Origin of the sequence: Acaryochloris marina MBIC11017, assembly GCF_000018105.1 — a bacterium.
Taxonomy (GTDB): domain Bacteria; phylum Cyanobacteriota; class Cyanobacteriia; order Thermosynechococcales; family Thermosynechococcaceae; genus Acaryochloris; species Acaryochloris marina.
This window is the reverse complement of sequence record NC_009925.1, coordinates 1,800,435-1,816,170: the sequence shown is the minus strand read 5'-3', so window position 1 is coordinate 1,816,170 and position 15,736 is coordinate 1,800,435. Positions and strand designations below refer to the sequence as shown.

Here is a 15,736-nt window from a genome sequence, read left to right as displayed (position 1 = left end):
TGGTTCTCCTATCGTCTTAATTAGGGAGTATTGAGGAATCCGGCATGACCCAAGCCAATAATGTACTAGAAGCTATCCAAGCTCCGGCTAATGATTTAGATAATCTGGTTGAGGATGCTGCCAGTAGCACTAGTGAGGATAACCAAGCTGGCGAAGGTGGGAAAACGACAAAAGCTCGTACTGCCCGTCGACGCGGTCAATCCAAGAAGAAGCATTACACGGAAGATTCCATCCGGCTGTATCTACAAGAAATCGGTAGAATTCGATTACTCCGAGCTGATGAAGAGATTGAACTGGCTCGTAAAATTGCAGACTTGCTAGAGCTAGAGCGCATTTATGACGATCTGTTTGATCGACTAGAGCGTGAGCCTCAGCTTCAAGAGTGGGCATTAGAAGTGGATATGCCCCTTAACCGTTTCCGCCATCGTCTGCATGCAGGCCGCAGAGCTAAAGACAAGATGGTCCAGTCCAACCTCCGATTAGTCGTATCCATCGCTAAGAAATATATGAATCGGGGCCTGTCTTTCCAGGACTTGATTCAAGAGGGTAGCCTGGGTTTGATCCGGGCCGCTGAAAAGTTTGACCACGAGAAAGGATACAAGTTTTCCACCTATGCTACCTGGTGGATTCGTCAGGCGATCACCCGTGCGATCGCGGATCAATCCCGCACGATTCGCCTCCCCGTGCACCTGTACGAAACTATTTCTCGCATTAAGAAAACCACAAAATTGCTGTCCCAAGAAATGGGTCGCAAGCCTACGGAAGAAGAAATTGCCACTCGCATGGAAATGACCATCGAGAAGCTGCGTTTCATCGCCAAGTCCGCCCAATTACCCATCTCTTTAGAAACCCCCATTGGTAAAGAAGAAGACTCCCGCTTAGGTGACTTTATCGAGTCCGATGGTGAGACGCCTGAGGATCAGGTATCCAAGAGCTTACTTCGAGAAGATCTAGAAACGGTTCTAGATACCCTCAGCCCTCGTGAGCGTGATGTGTTGAAGTTACGCTACGGCCTAGATGATGGTCGAATGAAGACCCTAGAAGAAATTGGCCAGATCTTCAATGTTACCCGTGAGCGGATTCGCCAAATTGAAGCCAAGGCTTTGCGCAAGTTGCGCCATCCTAACCGCAATAGTGTTTTGAAAGAGTATATCCGCTAGTTTCAATCATTCATCCATCAAGAAAGAGGCTGCTGTTCTTCAAATGGCAGCCTCTTTCTCATGACAACATTATGATCAATTAAACAGCTAGACTTCCTTTTCTTTAGGCAGCCGACTGCGAGATAGGGGGACATAGAGTAGAGCGGCCGCTTCATTCAGGGCATCTAATCGACGATTAAACCAACTATCTTTGGGGAGAGTATGGATGGATTCAATTCGATGCAAACGCTCCGCGACCTGCCCATGCACACCGACTAAAAACACCACTTTCCCCGTGTTCTCAGCATCCTTGAGAATATTCTCGATGGCTAAAGAAGCCGTAATCCCCACCCGGGTCACATCACTCATGTCTAAAATCAGGACTTTATAGGCTTTAACGATAGACAGCCGTTGAGAGATAGACTTGGCAGCGCCAAAACTCATGGGTCCACTAAAGAAAAAGAGCAGAATTTGGCCATGGGCTTTGGCAATAATATCTTTCTCTTCCTGACTCATTTGCTGGTCATCAGTGGGGCCTGTAATTGTCCGCATGGTTTGGACTTGTAAATCAGTAAGACTCTTAATCGTCAACAGATTTGCTAGAAAAGCACCAACGGCCACTGCAGTGACGAGATCTACAAACACTGTCAGAAACATGACGAGATACATAATTCCAGCTCCCTTTAAAGACAGCCGGTGAGCCCGTTTGAGAAAACTCCAGTCAATAATATCAATGCCGACTTTAATCAAAATCCCAGCTAAAACGGCATTGGGAATAGGTTCAGTCATTGGGGATGCGCCGATGACAATAACAGCCAGAACAACGGCATGAATAATGCCGGATAAAGGCGTTTGACCGCCTGACTTGGCATTAATCACCGTCCGCATCGTTGCCCCCGCCCCAGGCAATCCGCCCATGAACCCAGCCATAAGATTGCCTAGTCCTTGGCCGATCAATTCTCGATCAGAATCATGTTGGGTATGGGTTATGTTATCAGCCACTAAAGAAGTGAGGAGGGAGTCGATGGACCCCAACATGGCCAGCATCACACTGTAGCCCAGCATGGTTTTGGCATGTTTGATTTGGAACACCGGCATATGCGGCTCGGGCAACCCAGCAGGGATATGTCCAATGACTGGAATACCACTATCAGGAAAGCCATAAACCGAAATTGAAGTGCAGACCACCAATGCGATCAGTGGTGCAGGCAGAATCCGATTCAATCTTGGTGGGGCGGCAAATACAATCGCTAGGGTGAGCAAGCCTAAGCCAAGGGCGACTGGATCAATATCCGTTAATACGCCTGGAAGCTGTTGAATTGCATTGACGACTTTAGAAGAGGCTTTATGTCCTAGTAACGGCGCAATTTGAATCGTGATGATGATTAAACCCACACCCGACATAAAGCCCGAAATCACGGTGTAGGGCATTAAGGTGATGTACTTCCCTAACCGCAAGACCCCAAATAAGATTTGGAACAGGCCCGCCATCATCACGACCGTGAAGGCCATTGCTAGTCCGGCGTCAGGATCCTCCTTCATCAAGGCTGCAAAAATGGTCGCCATGACGACAGACATGGGGCCAGTGGGGCCTGAAATTTGTGAAGGGGTTCCCCCACATAGGGATGCAAAAAAACCGACGCTAATGGCACCATATAACCCAGCGATAGCACCGGAGTTAGTTGGAACATCTGCAGTAGCAGAGACCCCAAAAGCTAGGGCTAAGGGTAATGCAACAATTGCGGCGGTCATTCCACCTAGCAGATCGCCTCTAAAGTTGCGAAAGTGTAGGTGATTGACCAACCTATACTGAGCTATTGCCATTTACGCGGAGCCTGTATTTAATTCTTGGGTGTGTAAGATTATAAGCCCAAGTTCATGGAAGAGAAGGTCAACTCCCTAGCAATCGTGACTTAAAACGTGAGTATTCATTGAACTTAATAGAGTTGTGAAAAAAAAATCAAAAATGTTTGTCTATCACATTCTTAAACATCGCGGGGTGCGTGGCTGTATATGGATTGAAAGATGAATATACACAGCTTGCTGAGCGCTTCTTAACTCAGCTAGGCTCCTAGCACTTGGCAGTTTGCTCAACCCATTTAGGGCCTTAATATCCTTGTAGAGATAGAAATCGATCGATAATCTGTAGATAAAAGTTGCCAAGTGTACTCATTGATGTCTATACTTAGGTTTCGCGACGCGGGGTAGAGCAGTCTGGTAGCTCGTCGGGCTCATAACCCGAAGGTCCATGGTTCAAATCCGTGCCCCGCCACCAGTGCTTAGGGTGCCCCAGAGATAACGATCTCTGGGGTATTCTTTTTTTAAAAGTCCTGACATTTTTCCTAGCAATCTGCGAGAATGGCGAGGACGGGATGTCAAGATTGTTGAGGATCTCAAGTCTATGTCTGCTCAATCATCACAACGGATTTTTTGGGGTGCTGGCACCCTTGTCTTATGCATTTGGTTCTTGATCCCCGGTGGTAATCACGGATTTTCTGAATTCCTAACAGCGGGGATGGTTGTTGGCCTGGGTAGCTTGGCCGTTAGTCTCAAATTTTTCCCAGGGTTGAAACGCCAAGTCCCAGACCTAGATGCAACCCAAATGACTCGACCCATTGTCGAAAAGACAGTGGCCACTAGCGCGTCGTTGATTGAGCAGTTAGAAACCCTTGCAGAACCGACTCCTCAATCTGCAGCCTTCAAGGAGCAGCTTGATCTCATCGACTTGCATCGACAGGAACCTCGCCTTTTGGTAACGGGCGCACCGGGTGTCGGTAAATCCACTTTGATGGAGCTACTACAAACTCGCTACCAGGCCTCCAAAGAAGCTTGTGTCCTTCATGAAATAGGCTCCCTATCTCATTCAGCGACCTTAGAAATCTCTCCACCTGTGATGGCTGCGGATCTGATCCTTTATGTCATTCAAGGGGACTTAACAGATTCCGAGTACCAATGCTTGCAAACATTGCAGGCTCATAAACAGCGAGTCTTAGTCGTTCTTAACAAGCAGGATCAATACCTGCCAACTCAGCGCTTAATTTTGCAACAGAAATTGCAGCAACGGTTGCAGCCTTGGCTATCAGAGTCAGATATTGTGACAACTTCTGCCTATCCCCAAGCGGTTAAGGTTCGCCGCTACAGCGAGGATGGCTCCTGTCAAGAAGAGTTAGAGCGACCCCAGCCAGATGTGTCAGGCTTGACCCAGCGCCTGGATCAAGTGCTGGCAGCTGAGAAGGGACAGCTGATCTTGTTTCAGACCTATCAGCAGACTGTCGCTTTGCGCACCCAAGTGCAAGGGGAACTGAATGGTGTCCGCCGTCAGCTTGCTACTCCCATCATTGAGCGTTATCAGTGGATTACAGGGGCGACTGCGTTTGCTAATCCAGTCCCTACCTTGGATATGTTGGCTGCAGCCGCGATCAGCGCCAAAATGGTTATGGAACTGGGTTCTTTGTATCGTCTAAAGTTTTCTTTGGCCCAGGCTCAAGCCGTTGCGAGTACCTTAGCGACGGCCATGCTTAAACTCGGCTTAGTCGAAGTCTCGACCCAGGCCCTGAGTTCTTTACTCAAAGGTCATCACTTTACCTTTGTCGCTGGAGGACTGGTCCAAGGGGTGAGTACCGCCCATTTGACCCGCATTGCAGGGCTGAGTTTGCTAGAGCACTTCCAAGAACTCAGTGACCTGGCTGTAGCGGCTCCTGAATCGAATTGGGATCCTGAAAAGCTGAAGCAGATTGTGGCCAAGGTCTTTCAAGAACATCAGAAAGTGGATGCGCTTAAAGACTTTACGCAGCAATCCATTGGTCGTTTCCGCCGTCAAGGTGGACTGTTAGAAGCCCCTGCATCCTAAACCCGTGGCTCAGTCCCCGCCGGACAGTCAGACTGCACCTAGGGAGAATATCCTGGCTAGTGAGCCAGTGACCGTTTACCAGCGTGCTCATCTCAGTATCCAGAACGTTATTCAGCAAGTTGAGACGTTTCCGGTTCCCCTGCAAACGGAGCTGCAAAATCAGCTTGGCTCCCTATCCAGCTTAAGCTTGAAGCTTAACCAAGGGATCTTTCAAATTGCGACGTTTGGATTTGTGAGTCGGGGGAAGTCGGCTGTTCTGAATGCCCTTTTTGATGAGCCTATTTTCCCTGTAGGCCCCCTGAATGGTGAGACCCAATGGCCTCGTTCAGTTCGTTGGTCACCGGTGGTAGCTCAGGGGCTATCTACCTTACAAATTGAACTGATTGATACTCCTGGTCTCGATGAAATTGAGGGACAGGGGCGAGCACACATGGCTCAGGAAATTGCCAAAGCGGCCGATCTGATTCTATTTATCACGGCGGGGCCTCCCACTGCCTTAGAACTAGATTCCCTCAAAGCCTTACGACAATCAGGCCGTCCTCTTTTGATCGTGGTGAATAAGGCCGACCTTTATCCTGATTTAGATGCGACCGGAGTCTATGAGCGATTGGCAGAGCCATTACAAAAAGTGCTCACCCCGGAAGATATTTTACTGACCTCTGCGGCTCCAGCGCCTGTAGAAATTCGGGTCGAATGGCCAGATGGTCGAACGACCCATGATTGGGAAACGCCACGGGCTAATATTGAATCGTTGCGATCGACGTTGCTCCAATTGATACAAAAAGAAGGTCGTACACTGTTAGTCTTAAATACGCTGCTACAAGTCCAAAGGGTAGAGCGCGATATTGCCGAACATGTACAGACCTATGAGGCACCCTCAGGCAAAGCCTGTATTGGTCAGTATGCCCGCTTAAAGGCAGCTCTAATTGCGGTTTGCCCCCTGTTATTCCTCGATGCTGCTATTGGCCTTCTAGCAGATTTGCTCTTGATTGGCACCCTCGTCAAACTCTATCGCCTCCCCACCCATCGGCATCAGGTGAATCAACTTTGGGGCCAAATCTCGCTGAGTTTTGCCAGCTTGATTTTGGTAGAGATGAGTACGCCAACCCTGTCTAGTTGGGTGGGGCATATATCTCTCGGATGGCTACCTTGGGTGGGCACAGGACTCCTTCAAGGCGGGGTGAGTCTATATGGAGCGAAGCGGGTGGGGCAACAAACACAAGCCTATTTATTCAATGGCTATTCTTGGGGACCCTTGGGCTCTAGTACCTTAATCCAAAATATTATCAAGCAATTACAGCCACAGATGGTGCTTTATCGCCTGCGGCAAGAGTTATCTGATCAACTGACGTAGGTCTATTGCTTGAGACAATCTGGACTGTTCTCAAGAATGACTTCGAACATGGGCATTGCCACTTCTACAGGCTGTTGGTAGTAGCCCACCATTTCTTGCTCAATATTATGCCGAGCCTGATTTGCTTGGCGGGTTCCTGCGTACTCAGACAAGATTACGAGATATTGAGCGGCTCGCGATGCTGCCTCGATGCGATCGTTCCGTCGCATGGCCACTTGAAATAAATTCCAGGATTGCCCGGCATTGTTTACTAATGACGGTCGAGTAATCAATCCCTGGGAGATGGCGCTTTCATAATTGACTCGATAAGGACTACAGGTTTTAGCTGCAAAAGCGGGAGCAGCCATCAGTTGAACGGGTAATATCAACCCTAAAAGATTTATTCGTTTCATCACACACCCCACACACTAAAGGGCTAGTTATCCTATCCGGCAGAAATGCCTACTTTATAAAGTGCCCACTGAACCTTGATAAAGAATAGTGATGCTGAACTAAAGTATAGGATGAGGAGAAAAGCCCCCTTTACTGAAAGCTTATAGTTTTACTGAACTTATGGAAAAGCAATCGTTCCATCCGGCAAGGTTGCTTTTTCAAAACTTAATGCTTGACCCAGTCTTTCTCCGCCTGCGAAATTAGCCTGGGACAGGTTTGCCCCCTGTAAATTGGCATCGGTAAAGGTGGTCCAAGCTAAGCTTGTTCCGGTCAAAATAGCGTTTGATAAGTTAGCGGCGGTGAGGTCGGCCAAATTAAGATTGGCGCCTGTCAGGTTAGCGCCCGATAGATTAGCCTTGCGCAAATTCATGGCAGATAAATCGGCACCCTGTAAATCACAGTTAGGGCAAGATCGCGATTTCATGAGTCGTTTGAGATGCTCAGGATTTTCTGCCTGGGCCATTGGACAAACCCAAAGGGTTGAAAATAGAGCCACACCAAGGAGAAAAGGTTTCATTGAGTTACATAGAATGCATATTCCGCATTCTACGGGACAAAGACGAAAGTGTTTGTACAGCTAGGTACAAGAATGAGGATGAGAAAAAGGTTTGTCACGTTCTAGTATCTATCAAAATCGAATTTTGCCTGGGTAAAGATATTTAATTTAAGAGAATGAAAACAGATTATTGGGGAAAAATTCTTTACAATTGGGAGGTGTTGAATTGAGCCATCAGTGTGGGCGATAAACCCTTTCTAAAGTCATCTGGTAAATGGATGATCTCTGGAGCCGTTGTTTTAGCTCTGGGGTTCGGAGGGGTTGGTGTTTTCCAAGCTTTTCAGCAGCAACCCAACCCCGCTAATAACGATTCAAAGTCCGCTTCTGAGAAATCCAGCGCTATTTCTGCTCTTGGTCGCATTGAACCTGCAGGGCAGGTCCTTCAAGTTGGTGGTCCTACTGGGGAAAGAGTTCTTCAACTATTAGTGAAAGAAGGTCAACAGCTAGAGAAGGGTGAAACGATTGCCTTTTTAGAAAGCTACCCTGAGCGGCAAGCTGAAGTTAAATTGGCTGCTAGCCGCTTACTCGAAGCCCAAAACCGATTTATTGCAGAGCGTGAATTAGGTAAAGCTCAAGGACAAGAAGCAAGAACGCGCCGGAATCAAGCGGAAACGCCTAAGATGAGAGAAATTGCGGCTCAAGATGCCTTAGTCAAGCAATCTAAGGTGGAGTATGAACAAGCCAAGATTACCCTGAAGAGGTATGAGTTTTTACAAAAGGCAGGGGCGGTCTCTAAGCAAGAACTAGATGATCGTTTTCTCTCTTTTCGTAGTAAACAGCAGCAGCTCAATAATGCGATCGCAACGTTGGCGATGCTGCAAGAAGAGCTACAAACCAATAGCAATAACGCCAGAGCTCAAATTAATCGAACTAAAGTAGGGACGTTGCGATCGCAAGCTCAAATCGACTTAGCGTCTGCCAAAAGTAACCTTGAGCTGGCTAAGGCTCGCATGACCCGTACGATTATTCGTGCTCCCAATGCAGGGCAAATTTTAAAAGTCCATATTCGCCAAGGCGAGGCCATCCCCGCTGTCTCTACTTCTGGTAGTGAGGTTCAAAAAGGGATTGTGGAAATGGGCAATACCCGGCAAATGTATGTTGTGGCTGAAGTGTATGAAACGGATATCAATCAGATCCAAATTGGCCAGCTTGCCAAGATTAATAGTCCCGTCATTAAAGGTGAGATCGAGGGAACTGTCGACAAAATTGGTTTAAAAATTGGAAAGAATGACGTAGTGGGGACAGATCCGGCAGCGAATACTGATTCTCGCGTGGTGGAAGTTAAGGTGCGTCTTCACAATAGTATTGCCGTTTCCGGATTGACCAACCTACAAGTGAATGTGGCGATTCAAACTGAAAGTTAGGCGGCGAAAATGTTGCTGGCTATCCCCCTCGCATGGTTACAGCTAGCCCGAGAAAAAGTACGGTTATTTGTAGCGTTGGCAGGCATTGGGTTTGCCGTGATATTGATGATGATGCAGCTGGGTTTTCAAGAAGCCCTGTTTACTGCTGCCGTTAACTTTCACGTCAATCTCAAGACTGATATTGTCTTGATCAACCCTCAAACCACCACCTTATTTGCTATTAAGAATTTTAGCCGTCGGCGGCTCTATCAAGCGGCTGGTGTAGATGGGGTTGAGTCGGTGACGCCCCTCTACTTGGATTTCGGATTTTGGCGAAATCCTGAAACTCGCAAGACCCGCCAGATTCTGATTATCGGCTTTAACCCTAATCAGGCCGTCTTTTCATTACCCGGGGTGGCAGAATATCTGAACCAAATCAAATTGCCAGATGTCGTACTCTTTGATGAAAATTCCCGACCTGAATATGGTCCTATTACGGAACAGTTCAAAAAGGGGGAAATCGTATCCACAGAAGTATCAGGTCGGAAAGTGACCGTTAAGGGGCTATTTCAATTAGGTGCCTCTTTTTCCGCCGATGGCAATTTGATTACGAGCGATGTCAATTTACTGCGGCTATTTCCTGAGCGCACCTTAGGGTTAATTGATATCGGTCTGATCAATGTCGAGCCTGGAGTAGATGTCAGTTCAGTCATGTCTACTCTGAAAAAAACGTTGCCTGATGATGTCCTAGTGCTGTCTAAACAAGGGTTTGTCCGCTTTGAGCGAGAGTATTGGGAAACGAGTACCACCATTGGCTTTATTTTTACCCTAGGGACCATGATGGGATTTATTGTGGGCATGGTGATTGTGTACCAAATCCTTTATACCGATGTGTCTGATCATTTGGCTGAGTATGCCACTTTGAAAGCCATGGGATACAAAAGCCGATTTCTCTATTCCGTTGTCTTGCAAGAAGCGTTTATTCTGGCCGTATTAGGATTTATTCCGGGGTTTGCTCTCTGCTTAGGGCTCTATAAGCTGGTGCGTGACGGTACTTCTTTGCCCATGTTTATGACAGTCGATCGAGTGATGACGGTATTTGTGTTGACGTTAATGATGTGCGTTATATCAGGAGTCATTGCGATGCGCCGGGTTCAAGCCGCTGATCCGGCGGATATTTTTTAGATATGGGCGTTTCTCCAGTCATTGCTATTCATCAGGTCAGCCACTTTTTTGGTAGGGGTAGACTGCGCAAGCAAGTTCTGTTTGATATTGATGTCGAGATTTATCCTGGAGAAGTTGTGATTATGTCTGGCCCTTCAGGCTCAGGCAAAACAACTCTGCTGACTTTGATTGGTGCGCTTCGATCAACTCAAACGGGCAGCTTGCAGGTCTTTAACCAACAGCTGAGAGAGGCCAACACCCGTGAGTTGGTCAAGGTTCGTCGCTATATTGGCTATATTTTTCAGGCTCATAATCTGCTCCAGTCCCTGACAGCCCGCCAGAATGTGCAAATGGCCTTAGATTTGCATGTTGAGATTGATAAGAAAGTGGCTTATCAGCGATCCATCGATATGTTGGCTGAAGTTGGGTTAGCAGAATGGGCCAATTACTATCCCCAAGAATTATCGGGGGGGCAAAAGCAACGGGTTGCGATCGCACGTGCTCTCGTGAGCCATCCCAAAATTGTTTTGGCCGATGAGCCGACGGCTTCCCTCGATAAGCAATCGGGGCGAGATGTGGTGGAGCTGATGCAACGTCTGGCTAAGCAGCAAGGCTGTACTATCCTCATGGTCACCCATGACAACCGGGTTTTAGATGTGGCTGATCGACTGATTCATATGGAAGATGGTCGGCTCAGTACCCAAGATCAGGCTTTTGGTTTACCCGCACCCGTAAGCCCTTAATCCGAATCCAATTTTTCCACATCTAATAAAGATTGATTGACTCCGTTTCGGTTCTGAAGATCGGGTGAGACTGAATCTTGGAGAGCGGGCTAGTTAATGAAATTTTTTACCAGACAACATATTTTGCTTCAAAATAGTACAACTATTTCTTATAGGAATATTCATCAATAATATGTAATTAGGATGAAACGTTATAGATGATTGAAATGACGGAAGGGCAGACTAGGTCTTCTCTAGCCAAAGGTTTTAAGCAGACTGATTGCTTTTTTTCTAGCTATTTTGCACTACCTTGCCATGTATGGTGACGACTTTGTTGCAAATAAGTTGCAGTAAAGTTTATTCTCTGCTAATTTTCTGATAGGGATTAATTGATATCAATTTTCAATTGATTGCCCCACCTGAACAAAGATTCAGTATGTCAGTGTTGCCAATTGTGAGCCGACAAAGCGAAAGAGAGGGATCAAGTCTGACCCATTTACAGGATGCCAAACTGGTGGTGGTTGTTACGGGGGAAGAAGGTGCTCTATTGATCTCTTCTGAACGCTGTATGACCTGCCCTGTTGGCACAGACGCTGATCTTAAACAGCAAAAGCTAGCTTTGGAAGGCATTCTGCCCTCAGTTCGGGACTGTTTACCCGCATTTACAGTGATTGTTCTAGCTCACTTGAGACGCCTAACTCAGTTGTCTATTGGCGATCGGTTTACGGAGCGCTTGATGCAGAGGGGATTGAGGTTGCGATCTCAAGCTGTCCTAGCCGCTGATTTTGATCTGTCCGCCGCTCGCAATCTATCTGAGAGTGTGGCGTTAACCACTCACAAAAGTTTTCTGTCTGATCGATCTATTAGATGGATGGCAGTTGTTAGGTCGTGTCACTTAGACGTGACTGTTTTGCTAAGAGGGGATCGTTTGTTTCAAGTTCGTTACTCCGCTATCAGACCGTTTGGAGGTTATGGATGCGCCCATCTGGATATCAGTCCACGATTGAATCACTCATTGTGAGAGTGTGCCCTGGGGACCATCGGCAAGTCCAACGGCGGTTACAAGAGCTTTCTCTCAAGGCATGGTGTTCTTCAGATGGGCAGTTGCGAGTGGAGATAAATAATGATTTGGAAGCCGCTCAAGCTTACAGTGTCCTCCAGCAATTTGTTGCTTCGAGGACAGAATTGGTGGAATGGCTGGAACAGTGCTGGAGTTGAAAAGAACAAACGGTCTACCACAAAAGTACTACCCTGTATTCGACAAGAACAGGAGGGGTGGATCGACTTCTTTATTGGTAGGGCCAACACAGCCCAGAGTCCATACCAAAGCGTTCTGGATGGTAGTGCAAAAGTAGGGCTTCACTATTGCAAAAGTGAGTTGTCCAATATTGCCATGATGACTTGCCCATCTCCAGATATCCCTGATTATCTATGGAAGTCTTTGCAAGAGCAGCACCGTCTGTAGGGGATTGATTGGCAGCTTTATTAGAAATACGCAGTTCAAATTAAATTTCATGGGTAAGCATACAAAGAAAACTGATTTCACCCTTAGTGGTCGATTTCTAACTTATGTTTTGTCTAAGGGATGTAACGTTAAAGGTATTCGATTGGCGACCTCCCGAGGAGAGCAATATATCAAGCTATCTAAAGCCCTACGGCCAGCCTGTGCTGACATCCTGCAACCTGGAACATGGATCCAAATTCAGGGTTGTCAGAAAGTCAATACCAAAACGGGCAAGGTCAAACTGAAAGCTAAATCAATCATGCCTGCTCTGCCCGGTAGTTCTTCCAGCGACGATATTGAGCCAAGTCCTCATGCTATTGGTAATGTGCAGAAAGGCAAAATTAGGATTTGTCAGAAATCGAGTTGTCGTAAACGCGGCAGCCGAAAAGTTTTAACCGCCTTGAATACGGCTTTGCAAACATCAGGTCGGGATAAAGAGATCCAATTACAGCCCATGGGTTGTGTGGGCAAATGTAAGGCTGGACCCAATCTGGTTGTCTTACCAGATAAGACTCGCTACACCAGGGTTAAGCCCAAGAACATCACCCACATCCTTCAGCAGCATTTTTGAAGTATATGGGTGAATGTGGTTAAGTTTCTTCTCAAGTGAAGAAAATTTGATAATGATTATCATTATCTGATACTGTTTAGGGTGGATTTCCAGCTTTGCTGGAATAGCCCGACTTTATTTCAACAATATGTGTGTGAGGATTTATATGCAAAATATTCGATTGATGGCCAGTGTCATTGGCTTATCAAGTGCATTATTAGTGACTGGCGTGGCAAGTGCAAGTACTTCATCTTCCGAAACTTCGGAGAATTTAGAAGCCTCTGCTGTCGATGTTCCTGCCAGTAGCCTGGTAAGCCAGCAACAACCATTATTAGTCGCTGATAATACGCCAGCTGTCTCAGATCTTATGGCTGAAACGGAAGCTGATTCTGTCGGTCAGGTCACCTCAGTATCTCAACTCTCCGATGTACAGCCTGATGACTGGGCTTTCCAGGCAATTCAGTCTTTAGTCGAACGTTATGGTTGTGTGGCAGGTTACCCTAACGGGACCTTCCGCCCCAGTCGAGCCATGTCTCGGCGGGAAGCTGCTGCTTTAGTGAATGCTTGTTTGGATAACCTCAGCAATAGATTTGCGACTAAAGAAGATCTTGACGCTCTCAAAGCCCTGCAGGATGAGTTCGCTGCTGAACTAGCGACCTTACGCGGACGAGTGGATGGCTTAGAAGCCCGGGTTGCCACTGTAGAAGCCCAACAGTTCTCAACAACAACCAAACTCCAAGCACAAGTTGTCATGGCAGCTCAGTTTGGAGATTTTGTAGATAATCCTGGAGATAATATTCCGACTCCTAATGCCGCAGCAACAGGCGTTGCTGCTGTAGATACAGGTGTGCCTGGTATTGCCAACGTTGATCCTGGGGATTCTCGAGTCAGTGCAATCTCTCGCGTACGGATGTCATTCCTTACCAGTTTTAATGGCGATGATGTTCTCGATTTGACCTTAGAAACGGGCAACGGCGGTTCTGACTTCTTCTCATCTGCAGGGGTCGCGGGTCCCGCTAATTTCTTCCCCGTTCCTCCCGTTGTTGGTGCCGGAACCGCCACAACCTTAGGCGATCCTGGTGTGGTGGACTATACCGGTTCTGGTCCTGGCGTTACTTTATATAACTTGGGATATACCTTCAAGCCCGTCGAAAACCTAGCGGTAACGGTTGGTCCCTTGATTTATCCCAGTGCCTTTATTGATGGCAACAGCTACGCCAATGATGAAGCAGCTGATTTCAGTTCTGGTTTCTTCATTAATAACCCGTTGATTATTTCTGAAGCCATTGACGGCCCTGGCGGCGCCGGTGCTGCATTTGACTGGAATGTCAATGGTGGCCCCCTTAGCGTTCGAGGTCTGTTTATTGCCGCAGATGCCGGAATTGCAGCGGGTAATGGTGTCAATGCCTGTGCTGATCCTCTCAATACCTGTGAGGGTGGTTTATTTGGAGATCCTTTCCAAGCTTCGGCAGAGATTGAATATTCCAGTGACTTTGGTGAAGATGACCAAAATAACTTTGCGATTCGGGCTCAGTTTACCCATGCTGAAACCTATAACGTTAACCAAAATATCATTGGTGCCAACGTTGAGTTGACCCTGGGACAATTTGGCATTTTTGGTCGCTATGGAATTTCCATTGATCCTCAACTTACCTTTGGTGGGGTTAACAATGACCTATTCCAAAATGTTCTACCTGTTGGTAATAACAGCAGCATTCAAACCTGGATGGCCGGTGTAGGTGTTAATGACTTACTCGTGCCAGGGTCTCTGCTTGCGGTAGCAGCCGGTCAGCCGTTTATTGTCAGCACTACGGATCCTAATTATTCTGCCCAAACTAACTTTGAGGCGTTTTATCGGTTCCCCGTGAATGAGAACATTACGATCACACCGACTGTCATGCTGATTACGAATCCTTTCAATGTCAGTAACGGCAATCCCAATGACATCATTCAGGGATTAGTTCGGGCCACGTTCTCCTTCTAACGGATTTATGTTTTAGTTTTTCCCTCACTTGCCATAACCGCCCTCTATGGAGGGCGGTTTTTGTTAAGCTCAACAAAAAAAGAGTGTTAAGAAACACTCCTTTTAGTTGGTTGAAATATTAAATTTTGTATTTTATAACGTTAAGCGGTCAATCGTTTTATTGAACACTTTGGCGAGAGACATGTTTTTCAAAGGTTGCCTGGGTCTCTTGAAGCATTTCCTCGCGGCTATCTTCAGGACGAGTCAAGGTGGGAACTAGATTCCGAGCTTGCAAGGTCATATGGAGCTGCAGATGAGCTACATATTCGCTTAAGTCTTCTCTTCGATTAGAGTTTTTTGAAAGGGGCTGTGAATTGAGTTGCACAGGGGTCTCCATACCAAACAAACAATCACTCAAAGGACATAAAACGAACCTACCATTCTGCCTTAACAACCTTTGAATCTTGCAATGAAGCGTTACGACATGAGGCTATTGTATCAAGAAGTACAAAAATCGGTGTACTTTTGTTAAGTATTGCTTATACACTGTAGCGTATTTAATTATTATCCGCCCCTTAGATGAACTCTTTTACGTCTAAACAAGGGAAATGACCGCCATTGTGATTCTCAGATTTCTAAGACATAATCATCGCTATGGATAATCGACATATTCAGTTCCGAGACGGCTTAACCGAGGCGGACCAGCCGGTCAACGCTACCGTATTGCGAAAATTACAGCGGCTGTTTCAGGTAGGGGCCTTTTGGGCTGGTGAGCGCCGCCTAGAAGATTGGGGAGTTGCGATCGCAAATAGTTACCCCATTATCAGTGTGTGGGATCGTGAAGAATTGATTGGGTTCGCACGAGCCACATCAGATGGTATTTATCGCGCCATGATATGGGATGTGGTTATTCATCCTGACTATCGCGGCCAAGGGCTTGGGCGACAGCTTGTTCAGACCCTACTAGCTCATCCACGGATGAACCGTGTTGAACGCATTTACTTAACCACCACTCACCAACAGCGTTTTTATGAGCATATCGGGTTCGCCAGTAACTCCAGTACGACCATGGTGCTCAACCAAGAAGTAGATGTTCTCTCTATATCCTTAGATCATCCTCAAACGGAAGCTTTGCCTGAACAGTAATTAAAAATTGATC

16 protein-coding genes and 1 tRNA gene are annotated in these 15,736 nt (G+C 46.9%); 13 read left to right on the top strand and 4 right to left on the bottom strand.

The features are described from left to right. Positions 1–44: 44 nt before the first annotated feature. The gene (gene rpoD, locus AM1_RS08175) at positions 45–1,160 is read left to right on the top strand and encodes an RNA polymerase sigma factor RpoD (protein WP_010468027.1); all 1,116 of its coding nucleotides are present in this window, start codon (positions 45–47) and stop codon (positions 1,158–1,160) included. A gap of 87 nt (positions 1,161–1,247) precedes the next feature. Here the strand turns inward: rpoD and AM1_RS08170 are convergent, their stop codons facing one another. Next, positions 1,248–2,963, bottom strand: a complete 1,716-nt coding sequence (locus tag AM1_RS08170) for a SulP family inorganic anion transporter (protein WP_012162354.1) — start codon at positions 2,961–2,963, stop codon at positions 1,248–1,250. 374 nt (positions 2,964–3,337) lie between these two features. Between AM1_RS08170 and AM1_RS08165 the strand changes: the two genes are divergently transcribed. The 3 genes from AM1_RS08165 to AM1_RS08155 all read left to right on the top strand — a co-directional run bounded on the left by AM1_RS08165 (position 3,338) and on the right by AM1_RS08155 (position 6,343). Further along, a tRNA-Met gene (locus AM1_RS08165) sits at positions 3,338–3,414 on the top strand. A 126-nt stretch (positions 3,415–3,540) separates the two neighbouring features. Then, positions 3,541–4,989 carry a YcjF family protein gene (locus AM1_RS08160; protein ID WP_012162352.1) on the top strand — a complete coding sequence of 483 codons (1,449 nt, stop codon included), beginning with the start codon at positions 3,541–3,543 and terminating at the stop codon, positions 4,987–4,989. 4 nt (positions 4,990–4,993) lie between these two features. After that, on the top strand, positions 4,994–6,343 hold the full coding sequence (locus AM1_RS08155) for a GTP-binding protein (RefSeq protein ID WP_063710517.1): 1,350 nt from the start codon (positions 4,994–4,996) through the stop codon (positions 6,341–6,343). 2 nt (positions 6,344–6,345) lie between these two features. On the opposite strand, the gene AM1_RS08150 is transcribed toward AM1_RS08155, so the two are convergent. After that, positions 6,346–6,735, bottom strand: a complete 390-nt coding sequence (locus AM1_RS08150; RefSeq protein ID WP_010468019.1) for a hypothetical protein — start codon at positions 6,733–6,735, stop codon at positions 6,346–6,348. Positions 6,736–6,893: 158 nt separating this feature from the next. After that, entirely contained in the window at positions 6,894–7,292 is a 399-nt protein-coding gene (locus tag AM1_RS08145) for a pentapeptide repeat-containing protein (protein WP_238549192.1), read from the bottom strand. A gap of 218 nt (positions 7,293–7,510) precedes the next feature. Here AM1_RS08145 and AM1_RS08135 point away from each other — a divergent pair, with 218 nt between their 5' ends. The 8 genes from AM1_RS08135 to AM1_RS08105 all read left to right on the top strand — a co-directional run bounded on the left by AM1_RS08135 (position 7,511) and on the right by AM1_RS08105 (position 14,598). Further along, positions 7,511–8,695, top strand: coding sequence for an HlyD family efflux transporter periplasmic adaptor subunit (locus AM1_RS08135; protein ID WP_012162349.1), 1,185 nt, complete (start codon positions 7,511–7,513; stop codon positions 8,693–8,695). 9 nt (positions 8,696–8,704) lie between these two features. After that, on the top strand, positions 8,705–9,859 hold the full coding sequence (devC, locus tag AM1_RS08130; RefSeq protein WP_012162348.1) for an ABC transporter permease DevC: 1,155 nt from the start codon (positions 8,705–8,707) through the stop codon (positions 9,857–9,859). Positions 9,860–9,861: 2 nt separating this feature from the next. Next, positions 9,862–10,581, top strand: coding sequence for a DevA family ABC transporter ATP-binding protein (locus AM1_RS08125; protein WP_012162347.1), 720 nt, complete (start codon positions 9,862–9,864; stop codon positions 10,579–10,581). A 415-nt stretch (positions 10,582–10,996) separates the two neighbouring features. After that, a complete protein-coding gene (locus AM1_RS08120; protein ID WP_041659381.1) occupies positions 10,997–11,581 on the top strand; it encodes a hypothetical protein in 585 nt (194 codons plus the stop codon). Beyond that, entirely contained in the window at positions 11,536–11,778 is a 243-nt protein-coding gene (locus AM1_RS44405) for an Asr1405/Asl0597 family protein (protein WP_012162345.1), read from the top strand. Before AM1_RS08120 ends, AM1_RS44405 begins: the two co-directional genes overlap by 46 nt. Continuing rightward, positions 11,684–12,025, top strand: coding sequence for a hypothetical protein (locus tag AM1_RS08115; RefSeq protein WP_049783708.1), 342 nt, complete (start codon positions 11,684–11,686; stop codon positions 12,023–12,025). Before AM1_RS44405 ends, AM1_RS08115 begins: the two co-directional genes overlap by 95 nt. Before the next feature lie 49 nt (positions 12,026–12,074). Next, positions 12,075–12,635 (top strand): (2Fe-2S) ferredoxin domain-containing protein, encoded by a 561-nt coding sequence (locus AM1_RS08110; RefSeq protein WP_012162343.1) that lies wholly within the window; start codon positions 12,075–12,077, stop codon positions 12,633–12,635. Between the two features lie 145 nt (positions 12,636–12,780). Then, positions 12,781–14,598 carry an iron uptake porin gene (locus AM1_RS08105; RefSeq protein WP_041659378.1) on the top strand — a complete coding sequence of 606 codons (1,818 nt, stop codon included), beginning with the start codon at positions 12,781–12,783 and terminating at the stop codon, positions 14,596–14,598. Between the two features lie 157 nt (positions 14,599–14,755). On the opposite strand, the gene AM1_RS08100 is transcribed toward AM1_RS08105, so the two are convergent. Then, positions 14,756–14,974 (bottom strand): hypothetical protein, encoded by a 219-nt coding sequence (locus AM1_RS08100; protein WP_010467999.1) that lies wholly within the window; start codon positions 14,972–14,974, stop codon positions 14,756–14,758. A gap of 257 nt (positions 14,975–15,231) precedes the next feature. Here AM1_RS08100 and AM1_RS08095 point away from each other — a divergent pair, with 257 nt between their 5' ends. Continuing rightward, on the top strand, positions 15,232–15,723 hold the full coding sequence (locus tag AM1_RS08095) for a GNAT family N-acetyltransferase (protein WP_041659373.1): 492 nt from the start codon (positions 15,232–15,234) through the stop codon (positions 15,721–15,723). Positions 15,724–15,736 lie beyond the last annotated feature (13 nt).

Coding starts and splice junctions, on each gene's coding strand:
- AM1_RS08150 (WP_010468019.1), bottom strand. CDS start 6,735: ATGAAACGAATAAATCTTTTAGGGTTGATATTACCCGTTCAACTGATG.
- rpoD (WP_010468027.1), top strand. CDS start 45: ATGACCCAAGCCAATAATGTACTAGAAGCTATCCAAGCTCCGGCTAAT.
- AM1_RS08160 (WP_012162352.1), top strand. CDS start 3,541: ATGTCTGCTCAATCATCACAACGGATTTTTTGGGGTGCTGGCACCCTT.
- AM1_RS08100 (WP_010467999.1), bottom strand. CDS start 14,974: ATGGAGACCCCTGTGCAACTCAATTCACAGCCCCTTTCAAAAAACTCT.
- AM1_RS08105 (WP_041659378.1), top strand. CDS start 12,781: ATGCAAAATATTCGATTGATGGCCAGTGTCATTGGCTTATCAAGTGCA.
- AM1_RS08120 (WP_041659381.1), top strand. CDS start 10,997: ATGTCAGTGTTGCCAATTGTGAGCCGACAAAGCGAAAGAGAGGGATCA.
- AM1_RS08110 (WP_012162343.1), top strand. CDS start 12,075: ATGGGTAAGCATACAAAGAAAACTGATTTCACCCTTAGTGGTCGATTT.
- AM1_RS08115 (WP_049783708.1), top strand. CDS start 11,684: ATGATTTGGAAGCCGCTCAAGCTTACAGTGTCCTCCAGCAATTTGTTG.
- AM1_RS08095 (WP_041659373.1), top strand. CDS start 15,232: ATGGATAATCGACATATTCAGTTCCGAGACGGCTTAACCGAGGCGGAC.
- AM1_RS08125 (WP_012162347.1), top strand. CDS start 9,862: ATGGGCGTTTCTCCAGTCATTGCTATTCATCAGGTCAGCCACTTTTTT.
- devC (WP_012162348.1), top strand. CDS start 8,705: ATGTTGCTGGCTATCCCCCTCGCATGGTTACAGCTAGCCCGAGAAAAA.
- AM1_RS44405 (WP_012162345.1), top strand. CDS start 11,536: ATGCGCCCATCTGGATATCAGTCCACGATTGAATCACTCATTGTGAGA.
- AM1_RS08170 (WP_012162354.1), bottom strand. CDS start 2,963: ATGGCAATAGCTCAGTATAGGTTGGTCAATCACCTACACTTTCGCAAC.
- AM1_RS08145 (WP_238549192.1), bottom strand. CDS start 7,292: ATGAAACCTTTTCTCCTTGGTGTGGCTCTATTTTCAACCCTTTGGGTT.